Origin of the sequence: Pseudoalteromonas sp. APAL1 (assembly GCF_021532475.1) — a bacterium.
In the GTDB taxonomy this organism is placed as follows: domain Bacteria; phylum Pseudomonadota; class Gammaproteobacteria; order Enterobacterales; family Alteromonadaceae; genus Pseudoalteromonas; species Pseudoalteromonas lipolytica_C.
In genome coordinates this window covers 14,436-35,338 of the sequence record NZ_JAKGAW010000007.1, presented here as the reverse complement: position 1 = coordinate 35,338, position 20,903 = coordinate 14,436, and the positions used below count along the sequence as shown (strand labels likewise).

At 36.0% G+C, this 20,903-nt stretch carries 18 protein-coding genes; 16 read left to right on the top strand and 2 right to left on the bottom strand.

Going from position 1 to position 20,903, the window contains the following annotated elements:
* Window positions 1–88 precede the first annotated feature (88 nt).
* The 16 genes from L1264_RS05140 to galU all read left to right on the top strand — a co-directional run bounded on the left by L1264_RS05140 (window position 89) and on the right by galU (window position 17,931).
* Entirely contained in the window at window positions 89–1,273 is a 1,185-nt protein-coding gene (locus L1264_RS05140; RefSeq protein WP_235403711.1) for a hypothetical protein, read from the top strand.
* Window positions 1,239–2,324, top strand: coding sequence for a glycosyltransferase (locus L1264_RS05135; RefSeq protein WP_235403710.1), 1,086 nt, complete (start codon window positions 1,239–1,241; stop codon window positions 2,322–2,324). The genes L1264_RS05140 and L1264_RS05135 overlap by 35 nt, the downstream gene beginning before the upstream one ends.
* Window positions 2,321–3,391: a hypothetical protein gene (locus tag L1264_RS05130; protein WP_235403708.1), complete on the top strand. Its 1,071-nt coding sequence runs from the start codon at window positions 2,321–2,323 to the stop codon at window positions 3,389–3,391. The genes L1264_RS05135 and L1264_RS05130 overlap by 4 nt, the downstream gene beginning before the upstream one ends.
* The gene (locus tag L1264_RS05125) at window positions 3,391–3,591 is read left to right on the top strand and encodes a hypothetical protein (RefSeq protein ID WP_235403706.1); all 201 of its coding nucleotides are present in this window, start codon (window positions 3,391–3,393) and stop codon (window positions 3,589–3,591) included. Before L1264_RS05130 ends, L1264_RS05125 begins: the two co-directional genes overlap by 1 nt.
* A 57-nt stretch (window positions 3,592–3,648) precedes the next feature.
* On the top strand, window positions 3,649–4,467 hold the full coding sequence (locus L1264_RS05120; protein WP_235403705.1) for a glycosyltransferase: 819 nt from the start codon (window positions 3,649–3,651) through the stop codon (window positions 4,465–4,467).
* Window positions 4,457–5,131: a haloacid dehalogenase-like hydrolase gene (locus L1264_RS05115; RefSeq protein ID WP_235403703.1), complete on the top strand. Its 675-nt coding sequence runs from the start codon at window positions 4,457–4,459 to the stop codon at window positions 5,129–5,131. The genes L1264_RS05120 and L1264_RS05115 overlap by 11 nt, the downstream gene beginning before the upstream one ends.
* Before the next feature lie 812 nt (window positions 5,132–5,943).
* Window positions 5,944–7,350 (top strand): mannose-1-phosphate guanylyltransferase/mannose-6-phosphate isomerase, encoded by a 1,407-nt coding sequence (locus L1264_RS05110; protein ID WP_235403701.1) that lies wholly within the window; start codon window positions 5,944–5,946, stop codon window positions 7,348–7,350.
* Between the two features lie 144 nt (window positions 7,351–7,494).
* On the top strand, window positions 7,495–8,940 hold the full coding sequence (locus L1264_RS05105; RefSeq protein WP_235403700.1) for a phosphomannomutase: 1,446 nt from the start codon (window positions 7,495–7,497) through the stop codon (window positions 8,938–8,940).
* On the top strand, window positions 8,930–10,075 hold the full coding sequence (locus tag L1264_RS05100; RefSeq protein WP_235403699.1) for a glycosyltransferase family 4 protein: 1,146 nt from the start codon (window positions 8,930–8,932) through the stop codon (window positions 10,073–10,075). Before L1264_RS05105 ends, L1264_RS05100 begins: the two co-directional genes overlap by 11 nt.
* Window positions 10,072–10,998 carry a UDP-glucose 4-epimerase family protein gene (locus L1264_RS05095; protein WP_235403698.1) on the top strand — a complete coding sequence of 309 codons (927 nt, stop codon included), beginning with the start codon at window positions 10,072–10,074 and terminating at the stop codon, window positions 10,996–10,998. The genes L1264_RS05100 and L1264_RS05095 overlap by 4 nt, the downstream gene beginning before the upstream one ends.
* A 15-nt stretch (window positions 10,999–11,013) precedes the next feature.
* Window positions 11,014–11,562, top strand: a complete 549-nt coding sequence (locus tag L1264_RS05090; protein WP_235403697.1) for a sugar transferase — start codon at window positions 11,014–11,016, stop codon at window positions 11,560–11,562.
* Window positions 11,563–11,685: 123 nt separating this feature from the next.
* Entirely contained in the window at window positions 11,686–12,033 is a 348-nt protein-coding gene (locus L1264_RS05085) for a four helix bundle protein (RefSeq protein WP_138558989.1), read from the top strand.
* A 184-nt stretch (window positions 12,034–12,217) separates the two neighbouring features.
* Window positions 12,218–14,182: a polysaccharide biosynthesis protein gene (locus tag L1264_RS05080; RefSeq protein WP_235403696.1), complete on the top strand. Its 1,965-nt coding sequence runs from the start codon at window positions 12,218–12,220 to the stop codon at window positions 14,180–14,182.
* Between the two features lie 130 nt (window positions 14,183–14,312).
* Window positions 14,313–15,479, top strand: a complete 1,167-nt coding sequence (locus L1264_RS05075) for a nucleotide sugar dehydrogenase (protein WP_235403695.1) — start codon at window positions 14,313–14,315, stop codon at window positions 15,477–15,479.
* Window positions 15,480–15,646: 167 nt separating this feature from the next.
* Window positions 15,647–16,657: an NAD-dependent epimerase gene (locus L1264_RS05070; RefSeq protein ID WP_235403694.1), complete on the top strand. Its 1,011-nt coding sequence runs from the start codon at window positions 15,647–15,649 to the stop codon at window positions 16,655–16,657.
* A 365-nt stretch (window positions 16,658–17,022) separates the two neighbouring features.
* On the top strand, window positions 17,023–17,931 hold the full coding sequence (gene galU, locus L1264_RS05065; protein WP_235384373.1) for a UTP--glucose-1-phosphate uridylyltransferase GalU: 909 nt from the start codon (window positions 17,023–17,025) through the stop codon (window positions 17,929–17,931).
* A 521-nt stretch (window positions 17,932–18,452) separates the two neighbouring features.
* Here galU and L1264_RS05060 read toward each other — a convergent pair.
* Window positions 18,453–18,830: a GxxExxY protein gene (locus tag L1264_RS05060; protein WP_138558758.1), complete on the bottom strand. Its 378-nt coding sequence runs from the start codon at window positions 18,828–18,830 to the stop codon at window positions 18,453–18,455.
* 271 nt (window positions 18,831–19,101) lie between these two features.
* Complete coding sequence (locus L1264_RS05055; RefSeq protein ID WP_235403693.1) at window positions 19,102–20,514, bottom strand: MBL fold metallo-hydrolase RNA specificity domain-containing protein; 1,413 nt, start codon at window positions 20,512–20,514, stop codon at window positions 19,102–19,104.
* Between the last annotated feature and the right edge of the window lie 389 nt (window positions 20,515–20,903).

Genomic DNA, 20,903 nt, shown 5'->3' with positions numbered 1-20,903 from the left:
TCATATGTTCCTTTTGAGTGTTTTAATATTTCTAATTAGAATTATTGCGCACCAGAATATACTGGTATCAAAGCTAATAACAGTGTTTATGTTGTTTGTAGCTGCATTTTTGACCTTTTTAGGGAGGAAAGAATACACAATCATACCATTATATTCTGTACTAGAGTTTGATGCAGAAGTTTCACCACAAAATCAGGCATTTGAAGCTTTGCTGATATTGGTTTCTTTGGATCTGTTTCTAAGGGTGTGGAAAAGAGACTTTATAAAGGTAAACTTTATAACGTTAGTTTTTGGTTTTTTTTCAATTGTTTATACACTTTTTGGGTTCGTTAATGTCTATATTGATTCAAATGCTAAAGATTATTTTTTATTTGACTTTAAAATATATTTAAGTGTTTTTCTTTCAGCTGTGTTTTTTTCCAATTTAAATTTTAAAAAATTACTTAACGTGATTCATGTTCTCTTATTTTCATATTTAATTTTTGTTTTATATGGTTATTTATTTTCTTTACCTTCGATAAAATTAGAAACTAGAGAGTTTGTTGGGTACTCATCTCAACTAACTTTGCTGTTATCAGTAGTTACGGCGTTATTTGTTTTTAGGTTTAGCTTTTTTTATGGCGCTATGTTGGCTTGCTTGTTTTTTCTTATGGTAATTACTGATAATGTGATTTCACAAAATATTTTGGCTGTATTAGTTAGTTCATGTATTGGTGTTATTGCCGCAAAGAAGAAGGCTTTAAAACTAATTGGTGTTATTATATTGCTGATTTCAGTCCTTTTGACTCTAAGTATTTCATCCAACAGTTTGAGAAGTGAAGAGAAAATAAATAATATTTCTTCTATTTTCAATGGTGCAAGTTTGTATCACATCAATCACTCACCTCTAATTAGGATTATTGAGTTTTCAAACATAGTAAATGATATCACATTCAATTCAAAGTTTATAGGAGCAGGCTTTGGAGGTTATATGAGTGATGATTTTATCAATTTTCCAAAACTTACTAAGTTCGATTTTAGTGAAGAGCAAATAGTTTTAAGGAAATACTATATTCCTCACAATTTTAACTATCCATTACTAAAATTTGGTTTTCTATACTTGTTATTTATCATGTATACATTGAAAAAAATAAACCGAATGGATGTTAATAAAAAGCTTATTCTTACTATATTTTTTATGTTTGCATGTTTAAACCTTGGTTTTACTTTTTTGCCTTCAATTATGTTAGGAGTAGTCATTGGGAATTTATCCAGAAAAAATTCATATAATTGAGCCTTGCTGTACTCGAGCTGAGCATTCTAGATTTAATAGCGGGCTAATTAAGAATTATTTAAAACAAGGAAATGTAGTTGAGTACATTTCAACAAAAGAGCAGGCAGATGCAATTAGGGAAATCGTTAAAGATGATTCTGTAAAGTACACTGTACTTAAAAATGTTCCTAAAAATGAGTTTTTACACTCTTTAATTGAAATAAAAAAAATTGTTAAGAATAGAAAGGGGCGCTTTATATTCTCTTCAATAAACACTTTCCATTTGGTTGCTTTAGTGTTTTTGAGGTTTATTTATAGAATTGAAATAGAAGTCATACCGCATTCTATATTAGAAAACTCCTTACAAAAAAATAAATTAATTGATAGGCTGCTTTTCTTTAGGCGGTTTCCATTTTGGCTTAATTTATATTTAAAACTTAAAATTGGTAATTTGATTTTATTATCTGATTCTATTTATCAAGAATTTAAGAAAAATTATAAGCTTAAGGGCTCCTTGGCGGTGTATGTTCTTGAGCACCCTTATATATATGATGATTCAAATTCTAATGCGAAACTGTTTGATAAAAATAACATTAAAATTGGCTTTATTGGTGTTGCTAATAAAGAGAAAGGCTATGATTGGTTGGTTAAAGAGTTGGATGTTATAAACTTAAGCGAAAATGTTTCTTTTTATTTGATTGGTCGAAATGAACTAGGTATTAAAAGTGATAATGTTATAGAACCTTTTTATAACTTAGGGTTTATTGATGAGAATGACTATAAATCTAAAATAGCAGAAATGGATTTTTTTATTCTTCCTTTTCCTGAAGACTTATATAGACTGAGAGCCAGCGGTACCATTTTTGACTCATTTTCATTGAGGAAGCCTGTTATTTGTTCAGATAATCTTTTCTGTATCCAACTTTTAAATAAGTATAATGTTAAATATATTGGTTTTAGAAGGGAAGATGGTTTGGCTGAGGCGATGACGAAAGTTGGTTCTATTACAGAAAGTACTTATGTTGAATACCTAGAAAGTATTGAGTCTTGCTTAGAGGAATTAGATAAATGATATTTTTTGGCACATATCCACATGATGAAGATAGTAAGAAAGGGGGGTTATCCCAGAGGATATTAGCTATTGATAGTCAGTTTTTAGATAGGAAAAGGTGTTACCTTTCAGTTTCATACAGAAAAAATATTAGGTCAAAAGTTGTCGAAGTTAATAATAATCTTAAAACGTATGAATTAAATGCTTTTATTCATTTTTATTTAATATTAAAAATTATATTAAGCGCTAATATAATATATATGCATACAATAGGTAATGCTTTGAAGTATCTACCTTATTCTTACTTCATAAAGAGTAACCGTGTATTCTTAGATTTACATGGTGTTGTGCCTGAAGAATGTAAGATGTTTGGTAGGCCTTTGAAGTCTAGACTTTTCAATATTGTTGAGTATTTAATTTTAAAACGAAAGCCTATTATTATCTGTGTATCAAAAGCAATGCTGTTGCATTTTGAGGGAAAATATAAAAGTATCAATTTTAGAAGTGTAATTTTGCCAATATTTTCTTCAGTTGATTTTTCCCAAGTTGGAGATAAAGATGTTGTGAATGCTAAGTTAAAAGTTATATATGCTGGCGGTACTCAGGTCTGGCAGAATGTAACTAGAATGTTGGAGCTTAGTTTGTCATGTAGTGAGTTTCACTTTGAATATTGGTTGCCAAATAAAGATAAAGAGCATTATGTTCATGATGAAAATTTATCATCGGTAAGTAATATTACTTTTAACTCTGGAACTAATTTGGATGTACTTAACGCATACAAAACTTCTGATTTAGGGTTTGTTTTAAGGGATGATAATGTGGTTAACAATGTTGCATGCCCAACTAAGATTGTCGAGTATATGGAGAATGGTGTTGTACCTGTAATAAAGACTGATAAGGTGGGGGATTTTAAATATTTAGGATTAAAAAGCTTCACGATTGAGGACTTAATCTCAAACAATATTACTCATAGCTTGGTTAAATTTTACCTAAATGAAAATAAGATAGTTTTGAAAAAATTCAGAAAACTCATCGTTAATGGATTGGAAGAGTTAAAAATATTAACCGAAAATAAAGGTCAAAACTAATGGTTTATGGTTTCGTGATTCCTGATTTTAGGGGGGGGGGCGCAGAGCAGGTTTTAATAAATTTGGCTAACTTTATTGCGGAAAATAATACTGTTTATTTGTTCGTTGGGGTTGCCAAAGGAAAGCTTGAATATGCAGTTTCTTCGAATGTCAATGTTATTGAATTATCAAAAAGTAATTCAGGGTTTAAAAATCTATAACCACTATACCTTTCGGTAAAAGAAAAAAAAGTTACATATTTATGTGGTACTCTTTCGATGGCATTTGTAGTACCCCTAGTAGGACTTATGCTTCGTAATGTTTACACAGTAGCTAGGATAGGTAACACCCTTTCAAGCGATATAAAACAAATGGGAGTCTTAAAGCGATTCATCAATCGGCTTTATTACCATACACTTTTGTGTTCAGATAATGTTATTTGTCAAAGTCAATATATGAAAAATGACTTATTCTCTTTGTTACCTTATTTACCTAGAAAAAAAGTTAAAGTTATAAAAAATCCAATTAATAATAATAAGTTGTTGGTAACTTTTTTACCAAAAAAGAATAGGCATTACCGTCTGGTTGCAATTGGGCGGCTGGAGAAGCAAAAAGATTACCATACTAGTTTAAAAGTTGTGAAAGAGTTAGTAACCAATGGGTATGATGTTGAACTTTGCGTTTTCGGAGAGGGCAGTTTGTTGTCTGAACTCGAATCATTCGCAATAGAACTGGGGGTATCTGAGTTTGTAACTTTCTTTGGTTTTGAGTCTAACCCTCAGAATTATTTGGCACATTCAGATGCTTTACTTTTAACTTCTATTTATGAAGGGTATTCGAATGTAATATTGGAAAGCTTGTGTCTTGGTGTGCCTGTGGTTGCAACTGATTCGCCAGGTGGTAATTCTGAGATTATAATTAATGGTGTTAACGGTTATCTTTCACCTGTTGCAGATTATATTGATTTAGCTAATAAAGTTGCATTGACGTTTAGTGGTGGAGATGAGCTTCGTATTAATATTAAACACTCAAATGTGCACTCCGCACATTCCCTAGAAAATATTACACATCAGTATACAGAACTATATGAGCACTAATAGAATAACGGTTTTTGATTTGTGTGGCACCATAGTCCACAAAAATACTACATTTGACTTCATAACCTTTATGGCAAAAGAAAAAAGGAATTACTTCAGATATTTTCTAGCTAAAATACTTTCTAGTTTTATTGGTAAGGCTCTATACATAATAGCCCGCCCATTTGGTTTCTCTCTAAGGGATTGCTTTATTTATTTATTAAAAGGTTACAGTGAAGACTCAATAAAAATCATAGCTGAGTTATATGCAAAAAAAACCTTATTTTCGTCTCCAAATAAACATGCTATCGAGCAATTTCATCAAATACAAAGTAGTGGAGAGTATATACAAATAGCTTCAGCTTCTATAGAGCCTATTGTAAAGGAGTTTTGTAAATTGTTGAAAGCTGATAGCTATGTATCCACTAAACTTTGTTTTAAAAGGGGAGTTTGTACAGGAAAGCTTGATAAAGAGTTTGATACAAAAGGGCGGAAGGAGAGCTTTATTGTTAATAATGGCATGAGGCTAAATAAAGTATTTACTGATAACTTAGATGATTTTAATCTTTGCTTTAAATTTGATTATATTTTTATTTATACAAAACGAAAGCATAAAAAAAAGTGGGATAATGTTATTGCATTATATCTAAGAAGTAAAAATGTCAATTTCTTATATTTGGACTAAATAGTGAAATATTATATACCATTTACTTATTATAAGTTTTCAAGGCTCAAGGGGTGGTCGGATCTTTTTTCTTGGTTCATTATCTACCCACTATTTCTATTGTTTTTTACATTATTAAATAGTAGTAATTTAGAGCTTGCATTCTTTAATTTTTTATTGATTTTTATGGGTTTTTTCTCAATTTATGAAATAGGCTACCTTGAAAACGATTTGATTACAGTTCAGAATGAAAAGCTACCAACAGATAGGTTGGGTGATGAGAAAAGTTTTTTTTTGGGGCATTACTTACATCTAAAAGTATCACGTTATATAGTGTCTTTTCTTTGTGTTTCAATATATTGTGTTATAAATGATTTAGGTTTTTTTGCATTTTGTTTTTTTGTTTTTTATTTTTTTATAACAAGATTCTGCTTTTATTTACATAACAGCGTAAGAAATAGAGTTAACATAGCTACTTATTTTTCATTGGCATTTTTACGCTATTCATTACCAGTTGCAATTTTATTTTTTGAGGGTTGCTTTAATAGTCTTGATATATTTATTCTTGCTCTATTATTCCCTGTTTTGAGAACCATAGAGCACTCTTCAAAGCCAAAGTACGCAGTTCCTTTTAATAGACTTGTATTCAATAATTTAGATCTTTTAAGAGTGGTGTACTATTTAATTTTATTGATAGCTTTTACTTTTTTATTAAATGAATATGTGGTTTTTGTGTTGTATTTCTTCACCTACAGGCTCGCTACTTTTTTTATAGCAAAAGCTTTTAGAATAAAAAGAACTATTAGTGCATCATATCGGAAATAGGTTTATAAATGATTTTACCAGTTATTATGGCCGGTGGTTCCGGCACAAGGTTATGGCCACTATCACGTGGCAACTACCCAAAACAATTTTTAAAGCTTAACGGCGAGCAAACCATGCTTCAAGATACGCTAACTCGATTAACGGGTTTAGCGCACTCACCAGCGATGTTAATTTGTAATGAAGAGCACCGTTTTATTGCGGCAGAACAAATTCGCCAGTTAAATGTAGTTCATGGTGGTATATTCTTAGAGCCTTTAGGTCGTAATACAGCACCTGCAATAGCCTTAGCTGCTTTTAAAGCAATTGAAAATGAGCAAGATCCACTATTACTTGTTCTGGCAGCAGACCATGTAATTGATAATTCTGCAGCATTCCAGGCAAGTGTAAATAAGGCTGCAGAATTAGCAAACCAAGATAAATTAGTGACTTTTGGGATTGTAGGTAATAGCCCTGAAACAGGTTATGGCTACATTAAACGGGGCGATGCTGTAGAGCATGGTTATGTAGTTGATAGCTTTGTTGAAAAGCCAAATCTAGAAACCGCTAAGCAATATATTGAAAGTGGTCAGTATTATTGGAATAGCGGTATGTTTTTGTTTAAAGCAAGCCGCTATTTAGAAGAGTTAAAAGCATTTCGCCCAGATATATATGCAGCTTGCGAAAAAGCTATTGCAGTACAAAACACTGATATGGACTTTATTCGTGTAGATGCAGCTGCTTTTGAGGCCTGCCCTGATGAGTCAATTGACTATGCAGTAATGGAGCACACTAAAGATGCTGTTGTTGTGCCTATGGACGCAGGTTGGAGTGATGTTGGTGGTTTTGCAGCTCTTTGGGAGGTGTCTTCACAAGATGAAAATCGTAATGCCTTTAAAGGTGATGTAAGAGCGGTAGATACGAAAAATACACTTGTATTTAGTGAAGACAAACTTGTAGCAACGGTAGGTGTTGAAGATTTAGTTATTGTAAACACTAAAGATGCTGTTTTAGTTGCCCATAAAGACAAATCACAAGAAGTTAAAGCGATTGTAAACCAGCTAAAAGCTGAAGGGCGCTCTGAAGTTACTTTCCATCGTGAAGTGTATCGACCATGGGGAAAATATGACTCAGTTGATAATGGTGAGCGCTTCCAAGTAAAACGTATTACCGTAAAACCTGGTGCTAAGTTGTCGGTACAAATGCATCACCACCGCGCAGAGCATTGGATTGTGGTATCAGGTACAGCAAAAGTACAAATTGATGATACTGAGCAATATGTAACAGAAAACGAGTCTGTGTATATTCCAATCACAGCTGTTCATGCTTTAGAAAACCCAGGTAAAGTTGACTTAGAATTAATCGAAGTACAATCGGGCTCGTACTTAGGCGAAGATGATATCGTACGTTTTGAAGATCGTTATGGTCGAGTGAAATAAGCCAAACTCGAGATATTAGATGTAGATAAACATAATAGATGGCTGTTATCAGGTTTTTAGTCGTCAGTCGTCAGCTTTACAGCTAGTACAATTTACTTTGCACTAGCTGTGTACTCATTGAAGAATTAATTAGATAGGTTTTTTATGGATAGCCAGTTAGTTTGCTCTGAAGTCATTGCAAAGAGTGGTATTGTTTTTGGTACCAGTGGTGCGCGAGGCCTTGTTAAAGATTTTACCCCTAATGTAAATGCTGCGTTTGCTTTAGCCTTTATTTCAGCGATAGACAATGAATTTAATTTTGACACAGTTGCAATTGCTATCGATAACCGCCCAAGTAGTTATGCAATTGCACAGGCATGTGCTGAGGCACTAAAACAGCATGGCTTGAATGTTGTTTATTATGGTGTAGTACCGACTCCAGCACTTGCTTACAAGGCAATGCAAGATAATATGCCATGTATTATGGTTACAGGTAGCCATATTCCATTTGATCGCAACGGCTTAAAGTTTTACCGCCCCGATGGTGAGATCACAAAAGTTGATGAGCTAACTATTCTCGCAAGCAATGCTGTATTCACCGTTTTACCAGAAAACCTTGCAGAGCTTACATTGGATACTGCTGTTAGTGAATCTTACATTCAGCGTTACACCTCACTTTTTAGTGCTGATACGCTTAAGGGCAAGAAAATTGGTATTTATGAGCATTCAAGTGCAGGGCGTGATATTTATAAATCTCTATTTGAGCAATTAGGGGCAGAGGTTGTTAGCTTAGGCCGCAGCAATGAGTTTGTACCAATCGATACTGAGGCAGTATCAGATGAGGACAAACAAAGAGCACGAGATTGGTCAAAAGAATATAACTTTGATGCTATTTTCTCAACGGATGGTGATGGCGATCGTCCACTAGTTGCGGATGAAAATGGCAATTGGTTACGGGGTGACATTTTAGGTTTGTTATGTAGCCAGTTATTAAATATCGAAGCGCTTGCTGTACCAGTAAGTTGCAATACTGCTATCGAAAAATCCGCTAGTTTTAAACAAGTAAAGCGTACTAAAATTGGTTCACCCTATGTAATCGCAGAGTTTGCAAGTTTAGCTGAGAGCTATACATCCGTTGCAGGCTTTGAAGCGAATGGTGGTTATTTATTAGGTTCAAATATTGAATATAATGGCAAGTTACTTACAGCTTTGCCTACAAGAGATGCATTATTACCTGTACTAGTGGTGCTAGCCGATAATGAAACAATATTCGGGCAACTTTCTAAGTTACCTCAGCGTATTACAGCTAGTGATAGATTGGAAAATTTTGCACAAGAAAAAAGCATTAAAATAATTAATGATCTAAAAAAGGGGGCTAGTAACTTTTTATCCACATTGTGTATAGAACATAAACACAAAATAGATTTAACAGATGGTGTTAGAATATTAATTGAGAATGATGATATTATACATATAAGAATGTCTGGTAATGCTCCAGAATTAAGGTGCTACTCAGAGTCTTCCAGTTTAGAGCAAGCACACAAATTGCTGTATTCTTCACTTTGCTTACTAAAAAGTAAGAGCTTCATTAAAGATAGTTATGAAAAATAGCATTTTATTTATTGTTAATGTTGATTGGTTCTTCATCTCACATCGTTTGCCTATAGCACTAAAAGTATTGAATGAAGGTTATAAAGTTACTATTGCCTGTAAGTTTACAGAACACCGGAAATATTTAGAAGATTTGGGATTTAACCTTATCGATATACCTTTTAGTCGTAGTGGTGGTGGAATAACCTCAGAGATAAAAACAATTCGAGCAATTAAGGAGGTAGTTGAAAAGGTTAAACCGGATGTTTTACATGCTATTACTATAAAACCTGTCTTGTATAGCGGTTTAGCTTTAAAAACAGTTAATGCTGATGTTCCGTTTGTCGCTGCTATTTCTGGGCTAGGTTATGTTTTCACTGCTAAAACTTTACGAGCCAAATTAACAAAGTTTATTGCTTCAGCTTTCTATAAAGTTGCTCTTTCACAAAGACTTAAAACAGTTATTTTTCAAAATACATCAGATGAATCAATATTGAGTCATGTTGCTAAGTTAAATAGTTCGGATAAAGTTTTGATTAAGGGGTCTGGGGCTGATTTATCAGTTTACGACTTTAAACCCGAAAATTTAGATCAAAGTCCTAAGATTGTAATGGCCTGTCGTTTGTTAAAAGAGAAAGGTGTTTACCAATTTATTGAGGCTGCGAGAATTGTTAAAGCAACTTACCCAAGTACTGAGTTTTTATTGGTAGGCACACCAGATTTAGAAAACCCAAATACAGTAAAACAAGCTGAAATTGATAATTGGGTAAACGAAGGCATCATAAATTATCTTGGTCATAGAAATGACATTCCAGATATTTTTTCTAATTCCAATATTGTTTGCTTACCCTCTTTTTATGGTGAAGGTGTGCCAAAAGTTTTAATTGAAGCTGCAGCCTGCGGTAGGGCCATTGTAACAACCGATAATCCAGGTTGCAGAGATGCTGTTATCGTAGGTGAAACAGGATTAACCGTACCAGTGCGTGACTCTATCAAGCTGGCTGAAGCACTATCTCATCTAATAGAAAAAACTCAACTTAGACTAAGAATGGGGCAAGAAGCTCGTAAATTCGCGGAGCAAGCGTTTGATGTTAACAGTGTTGTTGATAAACACTTAGCAATTTATAGTTCATTATTAGCAAGGAGTAGACAATGATCGCTTTGACGGGGTATACGGGTTTTGTCGGTAGTATTTTATTGAAAAAGTTTGAACCTAATAAAGTTTTACTATTAGGCCGAAATAATTTACCTGAATACCCTAATTTTAGCTATTTTGATTTGGCTGATACTGAAAATCTTGAACTGCAAGATAGTTTGAGCTCAGTTGGTGTGCTTATACACACAGCTGCACGTGTTCATATAATGAATGACTATTCAGCTGATCCCTTAGCAGTCTTTAGAGCTGTAAATACATTAGGAACTCTTAATTTAGCAAAACAAGCTGCAAAAGCGGGAGTTAAAAGATTTATTTTTGTTAGCTCAATAAAAGTAAATGGTGAGAGCACTACAGATAAATTGTCATTTAAAGCTACCGACCAGTATGCACCAGAAGATCCTTACGGCATATCAAAAGCAGAAGCTGAGCAGCAATTGTTAGAGCTTGGTAAACAAACCGGTATGGAGATAGTTATAATCCGCCCTCCACTTGTATATGGTGAAGGGGTTAAAGCTAACTTTGCCTCATTACTGAACTTGGTCGGGAAAGGTTTTCCGCTCCCATTTAGGCTAATTAAAAACAATAAACGAAGTTTAGTTTCTGTTTATAACTTGGTTGATTTAATTAAAGTGTGTATTGACCACCCAAATGCAGCTGATCAAATATTTTTGGTAAGCGATGATCATGACTTATCTACCGCTGAAATGGTAGCGCTAATGTCAAAAGTGCAGAATAAACGTAATTTAGCATTGCCTGTACCTGTTTTGGTCTTTAACTTGGCTGGCAAATTATTTGGCAAGAAAGACGTAATTGATAGACTAACTGGCTCACTACAACTAGATATTACTCACACTAAAAATACCTTAAACTGGACGCCACCATACTCTGTTGAACATGGTTTTAAATCAGCTGCCAAAAAATAAAATATGGAACTTTTAATGATTCGCTTACTCGATTTTCTATTTGCCTTATTTGGTTTATTATTTGCTTTACCATTTTTGGTTGTTTTATACATTATTGGCTTGTTTGATACTGGCTCACCTATTTTTACTCAACAGCGTGTTGGCCGTAATAAAAAGCCTTTTACTTTAGTTAAGTTTAGAACCATGAAGGTTGATACTGCATCGGTAGCTAGTCACTTAGCAAGTACAGCATCTATCACGCCTTTTGGTAGCTTTTTACGTAAAACTAAGTTAGATGAGCTACCACAGCTTTGGAATGTACTAAAAGGCGAAATGAGTTTGGTCGGCCCGCGCCCTGGTTTATTTAACCAAGAAGAGCTAACAGCAGCACGCGATGCTAAAAATGTTTTTGCAGTGCGCCCAGGTATTACAGGCCTTGCACAAGTGAATGAGATTGACATGTCGACCCCAGAGTTATTAGCAAAAACAGATCGTGAGATGATAGATTCTCTTAACCTGAGTAACTACTTTAAGTATATACTCATGACAGTTACCGGTAGTGGTAGTGGGGATAGGGTTAAATAGATAAAAGATTAAAGATTAAAGATTAAAGATTAAAGTGACACGAGTTCAGGCTATCAATGGAAAAGCTATTGGCAAAACTAAAACTCTAAAGTTAAAGGGCTTAAGCTAGGTAAAAGGGATTTTATGCAATTTGAAGATTTAGCAGTATGGCAGCGATCTGCTGACTTAGCATGTGATATCTATAAACACTTTAAAGCAAGTAAAGAGTTTGGACTGAAAGATCAAATAACACGTTCAGCTTTATCTATTTCATCAAATATAGCTGAGGGGTATGAGAGGAAAACCTCTAAAGATTATGCGCGTTTTCTATCATACTCCAAAGGTAGTTGCGGTGAACTACGTTCTCAAATTTACATTGCAGTTAAAATTGACGAAATTGACATAAAAACATCTGAACTTTGGATTGAAGAGACAAAGCAGCTCTCCAAAATGTTATCAGGATTAATGAAATCAATTGAGTCATGGGGTTAGGTTAGTATGCTACCTTTGACCTTTGACCTTTGATTTTCTTTAAAAATCAATAATTAGTGAAAATGTATTAGTTTTTAGTGATTTTTTTTCTCACTAGCTATATTATAGGGATGTATAACAATCATTAAGCTTTTGCTCAGTTAGGACAACTGATAATCCAAGCTTAATACAAAAGGGATTTCAAGTGGACAAAATAATAGACTCTATCTTTAACGCGCCTCGATCTAAAAAGCGTGCTATAACTCTCGTTGTTGATTCTTTTTTTATTTTTTCAGCCTTTTGGCTAGCCTTAGTTGTACGGCTCGACAGCATGGCTCCTTTATATGTGCTTGAGTACTGGTTTGTACTTGGCTTATTGTTGCCTACCTCATTAATTACTTTTGTTAACCTTGGTTTATACCGTGCAGTGCTGCGTTATATGAATGCCCAAGCGCTTTGGGCGATTGTTATTGGCACTTTAATTGCCACTGTAGCACTGGTTATATTCTCGTTTTTTTTAGGGGTGATGATGCCCCGTTCTATGCCTTTTATTTTTGCTTGGCTTTGTTTATTAACAGTGGGTGGCTCTCGTATTGTAGTGCGCGCCATGATCGGCAAAATGTCCACATCACATAAAGAGCAAGTTATTATTTACGGCGCTGGGTCATCAGGCAGGCAATTAGCAACGGCGCTAGAGGCGGGCCCTGAGTACCATGTACGCGCTTTTATAGACGACGATGTAACAAAGCAAGGTTCAATTATTCAAGGTGTACCTGTATATGCATTTAACGATATACATACCCTAATTGATAAACGCAACATTGGTAAAATATTGCTGGCTATGCCAAGCGAGAGTCGTTCACGCCGTAAAGAGGTACTTGCGCAATTAGAGCCGTTAGCAATACAAATACTATCGATCCCAGGTATGGCCGATATTGTAGGTGGTAAAGCTAAGCTTTCTGAATTTAGAGAAGTAGAAATAGAAGACCTATTAGGCCGCGATTCGGTAGAGCCTAAACCAGATCTAATGGCTGCTAATATAACAAATAAAGTCGTTATGGTTACTGGGGCTGGTGGTTCTATAGGCTCTGAGTTATGTAGGCAAATTATTAAGCAGCAACCTAAAAAGCTTATTTTGTTTGAGGTAAACGAGTTTGGCTTATACTCAATCGAAAAAGAGTTGTGTGAATATATTCAAGCGAATGAGCTTAATATTGAGCTTGTGCCAATTATGGGCTCTGTGCAGCGTATAAACCGTATTGAGACTGTGATGATCACCTTTGGTGTGCAAACTGTTTACCATGCTGCCGCTTATAAACATGTGCCTTTAGTTGAGCACAATGTGGTTGAAGGTGTACGTAATAACGTATTTGGTACCTATTACGCAGCTAAAGCAGCAATGAATGCTAAAGTTGAAACCTTTGTGCTTATATCTACCGATAAAGCTGTACGCCCAACCAATGTTATGGGGGCTACTAAGCGCATGGCTGAGTTATGTTTACAAGGGTTAGCGCAGAATAAAGGTAAGCAACATAATACCCGTTTTTGTATGGTGCGTTTTGGTAACGTGCTTGGCTCTAGCGGCTCTGTAGTACCATTGTTCCGTAGGCAAATTAAAGAGGGCGGGCCAATAACCTTAACTCACCCAGATATAACACGCTTTTTTATGACCATCCCAGAGGCTGCACAGTTAGTTATACAAGCCGGTGCTATGGGTAAAGGTGGCGATGTATTTGTGCTCGACATGGGCGAACCTGTAAAAATTAAAGATCTTGCTACAAAAATGATTCGCCTATCGGGTTTTGAGGTCAAAAGCAGTGCCAACCCACATGGCGATATTGCAATAGAGTGCACAGGCTTACGCCCGGGTGAAAAGCTCTACGAAGAGCTATTAATTGGCGATAACGTTGGCGAGACTTGCCATGAGCGAATTATGACTGCTAACGAAGTAATGCTGCCACTTGCCGAAATTAACGTATTTTTAGAAGCCTTTGATATTGCTTGCCATAATTTTGATCACGAAACAATTCGCCAGCTACTATTAGACGCGCCTACTGGTTTTAACCCTACCGATGGTATTTGCGATTTAGTATGGACTGCTAAACAAAACAAAGAACAACTTACTACAAGCGAGCCTCTAGAAAATATAGTAGTTAACTTTAAAGGCTAGGTCTTGTGTAACGGATTAGTTTTGAATATTTATAACAAATGATAGTATTTATTGTTTATGCTTGGCTTTACTTATCTCAAGTTAGTGGCTTTAAGCTAGGCTATAAAGTTTTTGAAAGGATGATTTATAAATGAAAATAGCAGTAGTGGGTACTGGTTATGTGGGCTTATCAAACGCAATGTTGCTTGCGCAGCATAACGAAGTAGTCGCCTTAGATATAGACGAACAAAAAGTTGCTTTATTACAAGACAAGCAATCACCGATTGTTGATACCGAAATTAGCGATTTTTTAGTAAATAAACCGCTTAACTTCACTGCTACCACCAACAAAGAGTCAGCCCTTTTAAATGCTGAGTTTGTTGTAATTGCCACTCCGACAGACTACGACCCAGACACTAATTACTTTAACACTCGCTCGGTTGAGTCAGTAATTAGTGATGTATTAGCAACTAACCCAACTGCAACCATGGTGATTAAATCAACCGTGCCTGTTGGTTACACTAAGTCGGTTAAAGAGCAGTTTGGTACAGATAACATTATTTTCTCACCTGAGTTTTTACGTGAAGGCAAGGCACTTCACGATAACTTACATCCGTCACGTATTATTGTGGGTGAACAAAGTGAGCGTGCAAAAACATTTGCAAATTTACTTGCTGAGGGGGCCGTAAAAACTGATATTGAGATTTTATTTACTGACTCAACCGAAGCTGAGGCGATTAAGTTATTTTCGAATACTTATTTAGCAATGCGTGTAGCTTACTTTAACGAGCTAGACAGCTACGCCGAAAGCCATGGCTTAGATGCAAAGCAAATTATTGAAGGTGTAGGGTTAGACCCACGCATAGGTAAGCACTATAACAACCCATCGTTTGGCTATGGCGGTTACTGTTTGCCTAAAGATACTAAGCAACTATTAGCTAACTACCAAGATGTACCAAACAATATGATTGCTGCGATTGTAGATGCCAACACGACCCGCAAAGATTTTATTGCCAACTCAATTATTAATCGCAAACCTAAGGTGGTTGGCATTTACCGTTTAGTGATGAAGTCGGGCTCTGATAACTTTAGAGCGTCTGCCATTCAAGGCATTATGAAACGCATTAAAGCTAAAGGTATTGAGGTAGTCGTTTACGAACCAACCTTTGAGGGCGAAGCATTTTTTAATTCGCGTGTAATTAAAAATCTTGATGAACTTAAAAAAATATCTGATGTAATTGTATCGAACCGTATGGCCGAAGAGCTGCAAGATGTAGCAGGCAAGGTTTATACCCGCGATTTGTTCGGAAGTGATTAAGGAAAAGGCGGTATCGTAGACGTGAAATTTATTTCGCGCGAAAATATTTGCATACAGAGAAGTGACGAGAAGAGAATGAGGGTTTATAGATAAGCCTTCATCAGGTAGATATTCTAAAATAGCCAAATGAATTGGCGGCCGTAAGGTTGATAGTTTATAGGAATAAAATGAAATATTTAGTAACCGGAGCTGCGGGTTTTATTGGCGCAGCTACTTGCCAAAAATTATTAGCGCAAGGGCATACAGTAGTTGGTATTGATAACCTAAACGACTATTACGATGTAAATTTAAAACGAGCCCGTCTTGAGCTAATTAAAGACAATAGTAATTTTAGTTTTGTTAAACTTGATATTGCAGAGCGAACTGCAATGGCTGAACTATTTAAAAATGAGCAGTTTGAGCGTGTAATTCATTTAGCAGCACAAGCAGGCGTGCGTTACTCAATTGAAAACCCAGATGCTTATGCAGACTCAAACCTTGTTGGTCATTTAAATGTACTAGAAGGGTGTCGTCACAATAAGGTTGCGCATTTAGTTTATGCTTCGTCTAGTTCGGTATATGGCTTAAACGAAAAAACACCATTTGAAACAACCGACAGTGTTGACCACCCTGTTTCGTTTTATGCTGCGACTAAAAAAGCCAATGAGCTTATGGCTCATAGTTATTCGCACTTGTATAACTTGCCTACAACAGGCTTACGCTTTTTTACAGTTTATGGCCCATGGGGGCGCCCAGATATGGCGCCTTATATTTTTACTAAAAAAATTCTCGATGGCGATACTATCGATATTAATAACAATGGCGATATGTGGCGTGACTTCACCTACATTGACGATATTGTTGAAGGTGTAGTGCGCGCAGCAGAGGTAGTGCCTGAACGAGATGATAACTGGAAAGTCGAAACGGGTTCACCGGCAACAAGCTCTGCCCCATTTAAGGTGTATAACATTGGCCACGGCAGCCCAATTAACTTAATGGACTTTATTAGTGCTATTGAAAGTGAGTTAGACATAGAAGCTAAAAAGAACTTTCGTGAAATGCAAGCTGGTGACGTTTATAAAACCTATGCAGATACCCAAGACTTATTTGAAGCTACAGGTTACAAACCTGCTGTAGGTGTTGAGCAAGGTGTAGCAGAACTTATCAGTTGGTATAAAGAGTTTTATAACAAACAATAAACTCTAGTGGAGCTGTAAAGAGCTTGGTTGAAACCACTGAGATTACAGAGTGTATAGAGGGAGATGTTTTAAATAGAGTCTCTCTTAAACGCATCGTCTATTGGTCTTTTTGTGAATATGACCAAAGCTCTTTTTGCATAAAGAGAAGTGAATGAGGAAATGATAATAATGCTTTTTGTTTTCTCTAAAGCGAAGCGCCTTATACTCTCTTTGTGAAATTTTTCTTTGGTTAGTCGTATCTCTTTTACTCTTTGTAAACATCAGTATTCATGAAAAATAAAATTAAAAATCATTCAGCTTGTATCTACTTTGTTACTGTTAATTTGGAGTTATTGTAGATTAAACTATTAAATAAGGGACTAATTATGAAAGCAGTGATTCCAGTTGCGGGCCTTGGTACCCGTATGCTCCCAATGACTAAAGCAATTCCAAAGGAAATGTTACCTTTAGTTGATAAACCGCTTATTCAATACATTGTTAATGAATGTGTTTTAGCTGGTATAAAAGAAATTGTGCTAGTTACGCACAGCTCTAAAAATGCTATTGAAAACCACTTTGATACCAGCTTTGAGCTTGAGGCAACATTAGAAAAGCGTGTTAAACGTACGTTGCTTGAAGAAGTGCGCTCAATTTGCCCACCAGATGTAACCATTATGCATGTTCGCCAAGGCGAAGCGAAAGGCTTGGGCCATGCGGTATTATGCGCAAAACCAATTGTAGGTGATGACGACTTTGTAGTGGTACTGCCAGATGTTATTTTAGATGGTTACACCGCAGACCAAAAAACTGAAAACATTGCCGCGATGATCGAGCGTTTTAACGATGTTAAAGCAAGTCAGATTATGCTTGAACCTGTACCACAAGAAAGTGTTCACAAGTACGGAATTGCTGATATCGGTGGCGTTAAAATTAAAGCCGGCGAAAGCGCACCAATTAAAACGATGGTTGAAAAGCCAAAAGCTGAAGAAGCACCATCTAACTTAGCGGTTGTTGGCCGTTATGTGTTATCAAAAGCTATTTGGCCATTACTAGCTAAAACACCTGCTGGCGCGGGTGGCGAAATTCAGTTAACAGATGCGATTGACGAGCTGATGAAAACTGAGGTCGTTGAGGCGTTCCACATGAGTGGCCGCGCTCACGACTGTGGCGACAAGCTAGGTTATTTAAAAGCGATCATTGAATATGGTATCCGTGACGAAAAACTAGGCGATGAGTTCTCTGAGTTTTTAAACGATATTGTTGCGCCTAAAGTGAGTCACTTAAAAGCGGTTTAATCTCTTTGTTAGTTTCTGAAATATCTAAACGCCTACCTTGTGTAGGCGTTTTTGTTTAGTAACTCCTTTGGAATAAGAACTTTTTTACACAAAGAGAAGTGAATGAGAAAAGCAATATGTCTTTTAAGTTGGTTTCTCTAAAGCGAAGCGTCTCTTAACCTCTATGTGAATATTACTTAGGATTTTTTTTGCACAAAGAGAAATGAATGAGAAGATAAAGAGGAAACCACAAGATTATTTTTGATTTTTTCTAAAGTGCAGCATCTCTTAGCTTCTTTGTGAATATTACCTAAGATCTTTTTGCACAAAGAGAAGTGAACGAGAAGAGAAAGAGGAAACCAACAGATACTTCCTCTTTAGCGAAACGTCTCTTAACCTCTATGTGAATATTACTTAGGATTTTTTTGCACAAAGAGAAATGAATGAGAAGAGAAAGAGGAAACCAATATATCTTTTAAGCTGATTTTTCTAAAGTGCAGCATCTCTTAGCTTCTTTGTGAGTATTATTAAGATGTGCATTTTTAGAGATGCAAGTTGAGCCTTTTTATCCCGTTGATTAATTTCTGAGAGTTAAAATTAATAAGTAAGCCTGCGCTTATATTTGTTAGTTTCAAGTATGTTAATAACTGAGCGCTATGAATTGGAAGCAGTTTTTCAACGGACTTTAACTCAACTATGAGTCTTTTTTCTATTATTAGATCTAGCCTGTATCCAGTTTCAATAAACGTATCTTTATATTTAATTGGGAGGTCAATTTGTCTTTCAGTGAAAAGCTTCTCTTTATTAAGTTCATAAGCAAGGCATGCCTCATAGCTCGACTCTAATAACCCAGGCCCCAGTTCTTTATGTACTTCAATTGCGCACCCAATAACTTTTTTTGTCAGCAGATCAGTATCCATACTTACACCTTTTATATTAATTTTTTCTTCCGTGTCTCTTTGTGATAATAACTAATATCGTAAAGAGAGAATCTAAGAATTACTTAGTTTTACCTCTTAAGCGCAGCGCCTCTTGGCCTCTTTGTGAATATTACCTAAGATCTTTTTGCACAAAGAGAAGTTTATGAGAAGACAAAGAATGAATCAAAGAGTTACTTTGTTTTACCTCTTGAGCGCTGCGCCTCTTATCCTCTTTGTGGATATAAATTTTCTTTAATGGCAGTCATAGTTACTAGCCAGAAGCTATTTCAACCTTAGTTTTATCGCCCAGTAGGGCTTGGTATTTTTTAGCCAAGGTTGCTTTGGCTTCATCATCGCCGTGTACAATTTTGATTAACTTCGGTTTCTTTTTCATACCTGTTACAAACCTAATTAGCCCTTTTTGATCTGCGTGGGCGCTGTAGCCACTGATGGTATGAACTTCTGCGTTTATATAAACCCTTTGATTATTAATATATACATAACCGCCTTTTGGGCCGTAGGTTTGAATATCTCTGCCTAGCGTGCCTTTGCCCTGGTAGCCAACAAAAATAATATCGGTTGTTTTGTCAGGTAAAAACTGCTCAAGGTAATTAACAATTCGCCCCCCTGTGCACATACCGCTGGCAGCTATAATAATCGCTGGCTGTCGCTTAGAACTTAAAAAGTTAATTAATGCCTTGTGTTCTTGGTGTGTATCAATTGTATGCAGTTGGTCAAAATCTAACGGGTGACGCCCTTGGTTAACTCGCTTCTTTGCTTCGTTATCCCACAGGGTTTTAAAGTGTTGGTACTGTGCAGTAAAGTTGGCGGCCATGGGCGAGTCTACAATTACTTGTAGTTTATGCCACATTGAATTTTTACGAGCTGAGTGAATTATTTGTTCTAGCTCATAAAGTAGCTCTTGTGTTCGGCCAATACTAAACGCAGGAATAAGTACCACACCGTTATCCGTAACGGCTCGTTCTATAATATTTTTTAAACCTTTTACACGCGTTTTTCGGCCATCATGGTTTTTATCACCATAGGTAGATTCTATTACTAAGGTATCGGCACGGTATGGCGGTTTAGGTGAGGGCAATAAGGGTGTATATGGGGCTCCTAAATCTCCCGAAAATACCACTCTGTGATTACTTGGCTTTTTGCCAAGTTCAATTTCTACATAGGCAGAGCCAAGAATATGGCCGGCGCGTTGTAGGCGGATTTTAAATAAAGTTTCTTGGCTTTGGGGGCTCAAGGCTGCTTTTTCGTGGCTAAAGCCCACTCCTACAGGTATGGAGTACCATTTATTAAAATCTAGACTCACTATTTGCTGTTTTAGTCTTCTTATACAGGTGTTTATTATGGCTTCATCACGCGTTACACCCAGTTTTAAGGCGTCTTCAATAACGAGTGGTAGTAGTTTTGCGGTTGCTTTAGATGTGTATATTGGTCCTTTAAACCCTGCTACAAAAAGGTAGGGTATGCGGCCTACGTGATCAATATGGCAGTGGGTAACAATAAGCGCTTTTACGGTTGATATGTCAAAGTCGATATTGAGATCTTCGTGGCTGTCTTCGCCCTGAAACAGCCCGCAATCGATGAGTATTGAGTTGTTGTCGTTAATAATAAGCTGGTGGCAAGACCCTGTAACACCGTTAACTGCTCCGTGGTGTTTTATTTGCATATTAATATCCTTATTTTTGAAGCATATGTTCAGCATAGAGGTTATTGACTATAACGGCAACGAGCAAAATTCTACATGTATTGTTGGAATGTTCATAAGCTGTAGGTATTGAGTTTTAAGTTGGATGAGCAAACTCTTTTAAAGTCGAATACGATACTGTAGGCGTGAAATTTAGTTTCGCGCGTGAGATTTTTTTGTACAATTTGCACAAAGAGAAGTGAATGAGAAGGGAATGAGGTAAACCACAAGATTATTTTTACTTTCTCTAAAGCGTAACGCCTTTGTGAGTTAAAGATCTTTTTTTCTAACAACAGAGGTCACAGAGAGCATAGAGGAAGAGAAGGAGAGACCAAACTTTTTTAAATATTGGTTTCTCTGTGTAGCGCAGC